The sequence below is a fragment of the Desulfosarcina sp. genome, from assembly GCF_055467485.1.
In genome coordinates, this window is record NZ_JBUOIV010000094.1 from 1 (window position 1) to 11,096 (window position 11,096).

Below are 11,096 nucleotides of genomic sequence, written 5' to 3' on the forward strand. Positions count from 1 at the left end.
ATGCATCGTGAATCCGGGTCATCTGTTCCGGGGTGAACGTTTGCATGCGGTCATACATGATCGATCCTCCTTGTTGCGGTGCCGTTGTCTGAAATGCTTGCCAACCATTGGATAATACGATGTCTAATGAGCACTTTGCATGCCATGACGGACTGGTACTCCAAAAAGATGGCCGACGCCCCAGGGTTTTCCCATCAGGCAGGCAAAGATACGCATAACATGCTGAAAAAATGATCATGTCAAGTCTCGTGACAGGAGCGTGTCAGTCAATGGATGGGAGTTATTCGCGGGAGGGACAACTGTTTGAACGTGCCAATCGACAAAAAATATTACACATATAATGGAAAAAATGTTTTCATTGACTGTTTTTTTTACATATAGTGTCTTCCTTGAACGCGTTACTTAAAATAACCAGCCATGGAGGCCGATCTTGACTGATCAAGTCGCCAATCGACCAATTTTGCCGAACTTTGGCAACCTCGATTTTTTGCCGGTGTTCGAAGACTTTGATGAAGGCATCATCATCACCGACACCGCCGGCCGCATCCTGTTCTACAATGAAGCCCAGGCGGGTATCGACGATCTGCGTCCCGGAAATGTCATCGGCAAGCGGGTGGCGGACATCTACCGCCTGGAGTGGCATGACAGCATGATATTCAGGTGCCTGGAAGCCGCCACACCCATTATCGGCCGGCTGTTTTTTTACCGGACCTGCAAAGGCAAGCTGGCCAATACGATCCACAGTGTCTTCCCGCTGTACATCAAGGGAACGCTGGCGGGTGCCATCTGTTTCGTAAAAAACTACAATCTGCTGGAAAAGGTCATGTCCGGTTTTTCAACCCTTTCGCCCAACACCCCCCCGGAATTGGCCAATGGTACACGCTACCAGTTTACCGACATCATGGGAGTGGAAAAAAGCCTTCTGCACGCCCTGACCATGGCCCGTCTGGCTGCCCAGAGCAGTTCGCCGGTGATGCTTTTCGGTGAAACCGGGTCGGGCAAAGAGATGTTTGCCCAGAGCATCCACAACTACAGTCCCCGCAGGGACAACCCCTTTGTGGGCATCAATTGCGCGGCTATTCCGGACACGCTGTTAGAGGGCCTGCTGTTCGGGACGGTAAAGGGGGCGTTCACCGGCGCCGTGGACAAAATGGGTCTCTTCGAACAGGCCAACGGCGGCTCGCTCTTTCTCGATGAGATCAATTCGATGCCCATTGCCCTTCAGGCCAAACTGCTGCGGGTGCTCCAGGAGAAGAAAATCCGGCGAGTCGGGGCTTCCGAGGAAGTGCCCGTCGCCTTGAAGATCATCAGCTCCGTCAACATACCCGCCCACAGGGCCATTCGGGATCGGCAGTTGCGCATGGACCTGTTCTATCGCCTGGCCGTGGTTTACATCGCCATTCCCCCCTTGCGCGAGCAGCCTGAAAGCATCGAAACGCTGACCCGTCATTTCATCTACAAAAACAATCTGGCCCTCGGTAAAAAGGTGGGCGCCGTCAGCGAACCGGTCATGCAGTTCTTTCGAACCTATCACTGGCCGGGAAACGTTCGTGAGCTCGAACATCTTATCGAAGGGGCGATGAACACCATCGGGCCGGATACGACCCTGCGCATTTCCCACCTGCCGCCGCATCTGCTTTTGCATCAGGTCCGTGATGAAGGCCCGCCGTTGCCGGTGGTGCCGGTGAATGGCGTGGCTGCACCATCAGTTGAGGAAACAGGCGGCCCGGACCTGGACGCGGCGCCTTCCGCGGCCGGTGTGCGGGATTTGCGGGAGCGGCGGCAGGAGCAGGAAATGGAGATGATCGATGGCGCCCTGAGGACCGCCGGGGGCAATGTTTCCGCAGCCGCGAGGATGTTGAAGGTATCGCGGCAGCTGATTCACTACAAGATGCGTAAATATGGATTGCGCAGGCTGGCCTACCGTGGATCGACAAACAACGATCCGGTCGGTTAGGGCGGAAATCGGGCAAACTGCCAGGGCCGCCGTCGTTGCGCGTTGCTTTCAGGGGCTATCGGATGCATGCCTACCAGGTTACACTCATCATGGAGCAGTTGAGGCCGCTGCCGATCCCCATGAGCGCCACGTGGTTGCCCGATTGGATTCGGCCGGATTCAGAGGCTTGGCACAAGGTGATGGGAACGGCAGCCGGGCCGATATTGCCCAAGGTGGGAAAGTTCAGGTGCTGTTTTTCCGGAGTCAGTCCCAATTTATCATTGAGTACGTCCATGTTTCGCCGACTTACCTGATGGGGCATGTAGGCGTCGATTTGTGCATCGTTCCAGTTGGCCAAGGTGCTGCTGGCCAGATCCCAGGTCCGCTTGGCCAGTTCCACCCCGAATATCAGCACTTTGGATGCATCGGCGACCATCCGGTCCCGTTGCCCCAGACAAAGGCGGCTGTGGCGCGTGGCTGCGCGGGTCACCGACCCGTTGACCACGTGGCCGGATGTGGACCGGTTTTTGTGGCACACGATCATGGCCACCGCACCGGAGCCTAAAGTGAGGGTGGCGAACTGGTCCCTGAAGGCCTCGGGCTTGGCATCCGGCTGCTGCAGCCGGTGGATGGTCGCCTCGACGACTTCCCGCGAATTTTCCCCGTCTACGATGAGCCCGTAGTCGATAAGACCGGCGTCGATCATCATGCCCATGCTGGCCATGGCGTTGACGAATCCCAGGCAGGCATTGCCCAGGTCGTAGTTGATGCAGTGGTCGGAAAGTCCCAGATTGCCGTGCACAAGGCTGGCCACGGACGGCTCGATATAGTCTTTGGAGACCGACGTGGAAATCAGACAACCGATGGCCTCGCGGGGGATGCCGGTCTGCTCCAATACTTTTTCGGCAGCCAGGGTGGCCACATCGCTGGCCTGCTGATCGATGTCCCAGAACCGCCGTTCCCGGATGCCTGAGAGCCCTTCGATAATTCCGGGCTTGATACCGATGCGTTCCAAGGTTGGGGCAAGCTGTGATTCTATCTCGGCAGAAGTGATGATCGTCGTCGGCAGCTTACAGGCCACCGCCTCGATGGCCACATTTTTGAATAACATGGGTTTCATGTTTGTCCTTCCAACGTGTTCGGATGGTTCGAGAATGCAAAACAATTGTTAATCCCGGCTTCATATCATGCCCAGGGGGCTAAAAAAACCGCAAACCCTTACCGTCTGTTTTCGGTTGCATGGGGCGGCTGTCCAGCGCGTCGGGCCATGAAAGCGGAAAGTCCCCATGCGGTCTTCAATCGCGTGCCCAGCCCGGGGAACAGTGCCAGCATCGCCAACAACGGCCTCGTCGGCAAAGGGGTCACCAGGATTTCGTGGGACCTTCCGGCAAGGGCGTCGACGACCGAGCGGGCTACCCGCTCCGGGGTCACTTCACCGGCCATCCAGGGTGACTTGACGCCGGTCCTCGCATGCATTCCCTCACCGGAGACAAATGTGGGGCAGACAGCGGCCACCGTGACGCCGGAACCGTGAAGTTCGCTGGTCATCGCTTCCGTCCAGGCGATGAGCCCCGCTTTCGAGGCACCATAGGTGGCGATAGTGGCCATGGGGATGCGCCCGGCCAGCGATGCCACATTGACTACGCTCCCCTTGTTGCGTCGGATCATCTCCGGGAGTACCTGGCGTGCCAGCGAAAGCGGTGCAGTGAGGTTGGTGTCGATGATCTGGTGGATTGCCGTTTCGGTGATTTCGGCAAACGCACCGGCATTTTCCACACCGGCATTGTTCACCAGGATATCGAGGGGCCCGAGGAATGAATCAACCCGCCGGATGAGATCGGACCGCTGATTCTGATCGGTGAGGTCGGCGGCCATGGTGAAGGTTTTTACATCGAAGCCGGCAAGTGATGCGCCGACGCGATTCAGTTTTTCCTTCGAGGCGGGTGTGGCGGTCAGCGCGAGATGGATCCCCTCCCCGGCAAGGGCCCGGGCGATATACGGTCCGATTCCCCGTGAAGCACCGGTCAATAGTGCTGTGGCGCCCTTCCAGTCCGAACGTTTCATTCCATGAGCTCCTTTTCGATTTTTTCAGCGATGGAAGCCGGATCCGGCAGCAGGAGGGTTTCCAGGTTCTTGGCATAGGGCACCGGGCACTCTGCGGCGGCAATGCGCAGCGGGGATTGTTTGAGCAGATGGATGCCGGCGCTTGCCACCCGGGCGATGACCTCTGCGCCGATTCCGCCCGTGGCAACGCCCTCTTCCACCGTCACCAGCCGGCCGGTTTTTTCCACCGAGGTTAAGATGGTCGTCGTGTCCATGGGGTAGAGGCTGCACAGATCGATCACCTCGACGCGGATGCCATTTAATGCCAGTCGGTCTGCCACATCGGTTGCCACGCCGACACCCAGCAGGTGTGTTACGAGCGTTACGTCGCTGCCGGTGCGAACCACCCGGGCCTTTCCCAGCGGCAGCAGGTATTCATCCGCGGGCACTTTTCCCGCGGTGGCATACAGCAGTTTGTGTTCGAAAAACAGCACCGGGTTCTGGCTGCGAACGGCTGCTTTGAGCAGACCCTTGGCTGTATAAGGATCGCTGGGAGCCACCACAATCAGGCCGGGAATGCCCATGAAGAACCGTTCCATGCTCTGAGAGTGCTGCGCCGCCATGCCGATGCCGCTGCCCAGCGGGGTGCGGATCACCAGGGGTACGCAGGTCTGACCGCCGGTCATGTAGCGCAATTTGGCAGCCTGGTTAAGGATCGGATCCATGCAGCAGGAGAGGAAATCGGCAAACAGAATCTCGCAGATCGGCCTCAATCCGGTCATGGCTGCGCCGACGGCACCGCCCACGATTCCGTTTTCACTGATGGGCGTGTCGATGATCCGACCCGGGCCGAAGCGATCCACCAACCCCTCGCTGACGCTGAAATAGCCGCCTAAAGATACATCTTCGCCCCAGAGAAACACAGTCTCATCCCGGGCCATTTCTTCGGCGATGGCTTCGTTGATGGCCTGGGAAACAGATAGTTGTTTCAGCTCCGGTGCGTCGACCGGATCGATGATGGAGCCGCGAAAAAGTGCCGGCGATTCGGGTGCGTAAACCCTGGTGGTCAGTCGGGAAGACGCGGGAACAGCCGATCCCAGGGCATACGCCACGGCATCGTCTACTTTCCGCTTGGCCCGCTGGCGAAGCGCCTTGGCCCCTTCCGGCGTCAGGCGGCCGGATTCTGAGAGTTCTTTTTCCAGTCTGGCGATCGGGTCTTTTTTTCGGAATTGGGTCTTTTCCGCCTCGGTTCGGTAGTATTCCGGCTCTCCTTCCATATGGCCGTGCCAGCGGTAGGTCAACAGTTCAAGCAGACGAGGTTTGCCGTCGCTGCGAATGCGGCTGATGATTTTCTCTACCTCCCGGGATACGGCCTGGACATCATTGCCGTCCACGCGCCAGGATTCGATGCCGTAGCTTGCCGCTCGTTTGTAGGGCTCGGTGACAGCGCTGTGGCGGTCGATGGCGGTGAATTCACCGTAAAGGTTGTTCTCAATCACCACCAGCACCGGCAGGTTGAACACGGCCATCATGTTCATCGCCTCGTGGAACATGCCCTGGTTGACTGATCCGTCGCCGGCGATCACCACGGAGATGTTGTCTTTCCGGCGGTATTGGATGGAAAAGCCTGCCCCCATGGCCAACAGATAGCCGGCACCGACGATGCCGTTTGCCCCCAGCACTCCCCGGCTGCCGTCGGTCACATGCATGGAGCCGCCCTTGCCTTCACACAGTCCGTCGACTTTCCCGTAAATTTCGGCCATCATGCGTTTCAGGTCGGCTCCTTTGGCAATGATGTGACCGTGCCCCCGGTGGGTGGTGTTCAGATAATCGCCGGCCTTCAGGTTCATGCAAACGCCTGCTGCCACCGCTTCCTGTCCGATGGACAGGTGAATGGCCTCCGTGGGAAGGTCGCCATTGGCAAAGGCCTCAGACAGGTGGGTTTCAAAAAACCGAATGGTGTACATGGTTTCCAGGCGGTTTAGGTCGTCAGGGGCCATGCCGGCCTCTCCTGCAGGTTCAGCCGGACGGCATGCCGTGTCGGACGTGTCCAACGGGAAAACCGGAATCCGGTCCCGCCGCCATTCTTTTGGACGTTTCCAGCGTAACAGTGAAAACCGGCTCTTGCGTGAACCGCCGGCGGCACTTGCCAGCAGATCCTCGCGGCCTTCAGCCAGGAGCACCTGGCGATACAGGGCAAAGGCCGGCTTCAGTGCCGGGATCAGCTTGAGCGCCTTTTGCACCGATCCTTTGGGGATGATTTTTCTCCCGGCTATGGCAAGCGGTACATTGAGGGTCTCCATCCAGAAGGCGTGGCTGGTTGCCGAGGAGAGAATCATCTCTACATCGAATGCGGCATCGGCACCTGGGTTCCAGCAAAACCCCGGCGGTTCTTTTTTCAGGTCAATGAACAACTCGGTGGGAAAATCGGTATAACGGAATTTCGCCACCAGTTTCGCGTCCGCCACAGCCTCGACGATGGTTGGATCGGCAAAAATCCGTTCCCACAATCGGCTGAGAATATGTTCCAGTTCTTCTTTGCTGCGATACGGTTTCATCTTTGGCCTCCCCCCGGTGCCGGTGCTTTCCAACCGGTCTGAAATGAGGTCAACAACAGGTTTCCAAACAACCGGCAAAACGGAAAATTTGGTCTTGAACGCGATGAAGCACCTCGATGATATTCATTATTTCCAGCCGATCGCCAAGGGTCTCCGGCTGGTGAAGGGCTTGGGAAAGGCCCGCCCTCCGCGGGCGACCGGCGTCTGCCATTGCATCGATTCGTCAAGGACCGTCAGGAGGAGCGATACTGGACGCGGGTGGCATCGAGCCGGCGTGGCATCCATCCCACGCGCCGGCCGGAGCACCAATTTGACGACGGTGGAATCCTGGAAAATAGATCGATTGAACGCTGCGCCACCCGGATGATCGTCATTGTTGCTTGGGGAAGGCCGAATCCTCGAAGAATACACTCAATATCATGCCACATCGGCGGGTGACCATCCCGCTGGTCCCTACCACCGCGTGATTCAGAAAGACTATTGTCTTAAGGCGCCATTGATGTCTCCGGCCAGTTTCCGGGCGGCGGCACGGGCCTCCTCGCCCAGGGCGTCCGGTGTCGTGCAATAGGGAATGACGGTCTTGTTTACGGCCCGGGTTTTGCCAAACCTGCACACGCGATCGAAGACGGTCTGGATGACATCGGCGTTGCCTTTCACCGGCCCGGCGCAGGTGACCAGCAAGGCGGCGGGCTTGTCGGCGATCAGGGACCGGTGGTTGGCGGTGCCGTAGCCCGTGACCAGGCAGAGGTGGCGGTCGATAAGTGCCTTCATCTGGGCGGAAAAGTTCCAGCAATAAAGAGGGCTGCTGTAAATTAGGCCATCGGCTGCCATCATGCGTTCGAACACGGCAACCGCGTCATCATCTTGCACGCATCCGGGACGGTCGGCCACTTTCCGGCACTTCTCGCATCCCAGGCAGCCATTGATTTTCACGGAGGTTATGGCGAGCCGCTCCACCTGATGCCTGCCGGACAGTTCCTGCTCCACCATATCCAATGCGCCAGCCGTATTGCCTTTCGTGCGTGGACTTCCCAAAATAGTGAGGATGTTCATCCATGGCCTCCTCATGAAATGCATCGATGGCGATCGTTTGGAATTCAAAACCCCTAACGTATGATGAAACCAGATTTTTAAAAGATATTCAATACACGTTGCCGCATACACGCACGATAATCGTCGATACACCCTATGGGCAGCGGTCAACAATCTGGTGAGATAGACACTGTTTTGCGGGTTTCATCCAATCCTGTTGGGGCAGGCCGGGTCTTATGGGGTGGTGCAATTGAATCCTTACCCCGATCCCCATGGGCGGGGGTCTGGCTTCGATTCGACAAGCGGTGGGCGATGCGCTCCTTGTCGCAAATTTCCGTTGCTAATCAGGTGTGAGCCTGCTCCCCTCCGTAAAGTCCCTTTACCGCCTCCCGATCAATAGAGCCATTTTTTTCCGGAAGTGATTTCACGAACTGTACATATTGGGGTTTTTTGTAGCGGGCGATGCGGCCGCCGACGAATTCGATCAACGCTTTTGCGGTCATCTGCTGTCCAGGCTTCAACACGCAGACCGCCTTGATGCCTTCCTTCCACTTGGGATCCGGTACCCCGAAGACCATGGTCTGTAGAACGGCTGGGTGTTCCAGGATCACCTTTTCCACTTCGGCCGGGTAGACATTCTCGCCGCCGGGCTTGATCAGCTCCTTTTCCGGCTTGCGGCCCGCATACCACAGGAATCCGTCTTCGTCGAAGCGGCCTAAATCGCCGGTGTGATGCCGCCCCCCACGAAAGGTCTGAGCATTGTCCGCGTCCAGATTCCAATACCCTTTGAATACCATGGGGCCTTTGAGGGTGATTTCTCCCACCTGGCCAGCCGGAACCGGTTTGTCCGCGTCATCCACCAGCTCCACCAGCCCCAGCGGGATCGGCCGGCCGGCTGCACCGGGTCGGTCGTCGTAGCGGCCCATGCTGGTGAGACAGGAGGTCTCCGTCTGGCCGTACATGGTGTAGAAACAGCCGCCGGTCGTCTTCTGGTAGCGTTCGATGGTCTCCGGTGCATCCAGGCCCATGACCGACTGCAGTGATGAAATATCGACGCCCCGCTTTTCCTGGCTGTCGAGGATCGAACCGAGAATCGGTGAGAAATCAAAGAGCACGGAAACCTTCTTGGATTGGATCAGATCCACGGCGTTGTCAGCGTCAAACTTGCTCATGTTGACATTCAGCGCCCCGGCATGAAAGGCGTTGACGGCCATGAACAGGCCGCCCACATGGAACAGGGGCAGCAGGTTCAGGTGAACGTCTGCAGGCGACAGACCGAAGCAGTAGTTGAGGTGCAGGCTGGCGCACAACAGATTGGCGTGGCTCACCAGCGCACCCCGGGGCCTGCCGGCTACGGCTGCCGTGTGGATGATCACCAGGCCGGCATCGGCTCCGATCGGGTCGACGGAAAGGGGCGCATCAACCATCAGTTTGTCGAAGGCATCGAAGGGGCCGGCATCGTTCAGGTTGAAATAACGCCTGATCGAGGGCAACTGATCCCGGATGCCTGACACCACGTCGCCGAAGTCGTCATCGGCAAAGACCGTCGTCGGTGTGCAGTCGTTGAGGTTAAAAGCCATCTCATCGGCGGAAAGGCGCCAGTTAATGGGCAGCACAATGGCTCCCAGGGCGGCAGCAGCACCATAAATCTGAAAAAAGCCCAGGCTGTTTTTTCCCACGACGCCAATCCGGTCCCCGGTTTTGATGCCGACCTGCTGCAGACCGGCGGCCAGGTGATCCACCTGTATTTTGAATTGCCCGAAGGTTGTCGTCGACCCGGTGTCGGCTTCGAACCAGGCCGGCCGGTTGCGGAAACACCGGGCATTGCGACAGATCAGGTCATACAGGGAAAAATCGTGAAGCCCCATCGTTTATGCTCCTTCGTGCAATGATTAAGCGTTGCGCTGTATGCGGCAAGAAGAACAGTCCACCGGTATGAGGTGGCACCTGTTGAGGCGGCGCCTCCTCATCGGTTGCGCATCAATGGCATTTTCCCGGATTGGTTTGGAGTGCCAGGCTACTTGATGGTGGTCACCGGACAGGTAGCTTTGAGAATAATATATTGTGCCGTTGAGCCGAGCAGCAGCTTCCGGGTCCTCGATTTTTTCTCGATGCCCACGAAAATCTGGTCGATGCTGTTTTCCTCGGCAAAGATGACGATGTCCTCCCCCGGAGAAAGGCCTCTGGCCATTTCATGGACCTCATGCTCAGTGCCGGTACTCTCGAGTTGCTGCCGAACCCGCTTCAGTTCCTGGTTCACCCTGGCGATGTCTTCGGGTTTTTCGCTGTGGCCGCCTTCCATGCTGGTGATGACAAAAACCCTGGCCTTGAAGATCGATGCATGCCTGATCGCCAGATCAAGGGCTGCCTTGGACTCTGTCGAACCGTTGTAGGCAACGAGAAATTTCATCATGTTTTGCTCTTTCCCCATCGGCAAGGCGCTGTCAGCTGGAAGAGCTACATCCAGCGTTTGCGCCGCTTATAGGACTTGACTTCTTTGAAGGATTTCCGTCCGCCGCCCTGGGTGATGCCCATGTAAAACTCTTTGACATCCGGGTTGTTCTTGAGTTCCTTTGACGGGCCTTCCAGGACGATCTTGCCCGACTCCATGATATAGGCATAATCGGACACCTGTAAGGCGATCTTGGCATTCTGCTCGACCACCAGGATGGTGGTTCCCAGTTCCCGGTTGATGGTTTTGACGTTTTCGAAGATCTCTTTTACCAGCAGCGGCGCCAGGCCCAGCGAGGGTTCGTCCAGCATGAGCATTTTAGGCGCCGCCATCAGGGCCCGGGCAATGGCGATCATCTGCTGTTCTCCACCGGAGCAGTAACCGGCAAGGCGATTGGTAATTTTAGACAACCGGGGGAAGTGGTCGTACATCTTATCGTTGTCCGCGCGGATCTTTTGGGACCCGTCTTTGCGGGTGATCGATCCGACCCGTATATTCTCTTCCACGGTCAGGTGTTTGAAGACCCGGCGTCCTTCGGGCACCATCACTGCACCCAGCTTGACCACGTGAGTCCCCAGGGTATTGGTAATGTCTTTTCCATCGAATTTGACATAACCGTCCTTGATAAAGCCATTTTCCGGCTTGAGCAGGCCGCTGATGGCCCGCAGGGTGGTGGTCTTGCCGGCGCCGTTGGTGCCCAGCAGAGCAATGATGCTGCCTTCGGGTACGCTCAGACTGACGCCGCGCAACACCTGGACAATGTCGTTGTAAACGACTTCGATATTGTTGACGTCCAGCAGGTGGCCATTGGATGATTGCTCAGTCATTCTTTCCGTTTCTTAAGGGAGGGTTGCCAAAGCAACCCTCCCTTTGGTTTTGATGCAGCAAGGCAGTGTTTCATCATATTGCGCGGGATATTATTTTTTAATTTTCTTCACATACTCGGACTCAAACGGTGCACCGATTTCATAGAATAGACCACCCTTGGAAACGTAAAGCTGCAGGGTGTCCACACCTTCGCGATCCGTTTTCGAGAATGTCACCGGACCCACGGTGGTTAACGAATTAAAGGCAT

The 11,096-nt window shown here is 57.3% G+C and carries 9 protein-coding genes; 1 reads left to right on the top strand and 8 read right to left on the bottom strand.

Features of this window, described 5'->3' with window-relative positions:
* Positions 1-238 (bottom strand): hypothetical protein (locus tag ACZCED_RS23775; protein WP_464861945.1); only part of this gene is annotated, 238 nt, incomplete at its 3' end.
* Positions 239-430: 192 nt separating this feature from the next.
* On the opposite strand from ACZCED_RS23775, the gene ACZCED_RS23780 reads away from it, so the two are divergent.
* Entirely contained in the window at positions 431-1,957 is a 1,527-nt protein-coding gene (locus tag ACZCED_RS23780; RefSeq protein ID WP_462969042.1) for a sigma-54 interaction domain-containing protein, read from the top strand.
* A 70-nt stretch (positions 1,958-2,027) separates the two neighbouring features.
* On the opposite strand, the gene ACZCED_RS23785 is transcribed toward ACZCED_RS23780, so the two are convergent.
* From ACZCED_RS23785 to ACZCED_RS23815, 7 genes are all read right to left on the bottom strand, one after another.
* On the bottom strand, positions 2,028-3,056 hold the full coding sequence (locus tag ACZCED_RS23785; RefSeq protein WP_464861946.1) for a 3-oxoacyl-ACP synthase III: 1,029 nt from the start codon (positions 3,054-3,056) through the stop codon (positions 2,028-2,030).
* A gap of 98 nt (positions 3,057-3,154) precedes the next feature.
* Positions 3,155-4,000, bottom strand: coding sequence for an SDR family NAD(P)-dependent oxidoreductase (locus tag ACZCED_RS23790; protein WP_462969044.1), 846 nt, complete (start codon positions 3,998-4,000; stop codon positions 3,155-3,157).
* The gene (locus ACZCED_RS23795) at positions 3,997-6,537 is read right to left on the bottom strand and encodes an alpha-ketoacid dehydrogenase subunit alpha/beta (protein WP_464861947.1); all 2,541 of its coding nucleotides are present in this window, start codon (positions 6,535-6,537) and stop codon (positions 3,997-3,999) included. The genes ACZCED_RS23790 and ACZCED_RS23795 overlap by 4 nt, the downstream gene beginning before the upstream one ends.
* A 477-nt stretch (positions 6,538-7,014) precedes the next feature.
* Entirely contained in the window at positions 7,015-7,590 is a 576-nt protein-coding gene (locus ACZCED_RS23800) for a flavodoxin family protein (protein WP_464861948.1), read from the bottom strand.
* 323 nt (positions 7,591-7,913) lie between these two features.
* Positions 7,914-9,437 (bottom strand): AMP-binding protein, encoded by a 1,524-nt coding sequence (locus ACZCED_RS23805; protein WP_464861949.1) that lies wholly within the window; start codon positions 9,435-9,437, stop codon positions 7,914-7,916.
* Positions 9,438-9,586: 149 nt separating this feature from the next.
* Positions 9,587-9,982, bottom strand: coding sequence for a universal stress protein (locus ACZCED_RS23810; protein ID WP_464861950.1), 396 nt, complete (start codon positions 9,980-9,982; stop codon positions 9,587-9,589).
* Positions 9,983-10,026: 44 nt separating this feature from the next.
* Entirely contained in the window at positions 10,027-10,848 is an 822-nt protein-coding gene (locus ACZCED_RS23815) for an ABC transporter ATP-binding protein (protein WP_464861951.1), read from the bottom strand.
* Between the last annotated feature and the right edge of the window lie 248 nt (positions 10,849-11,096).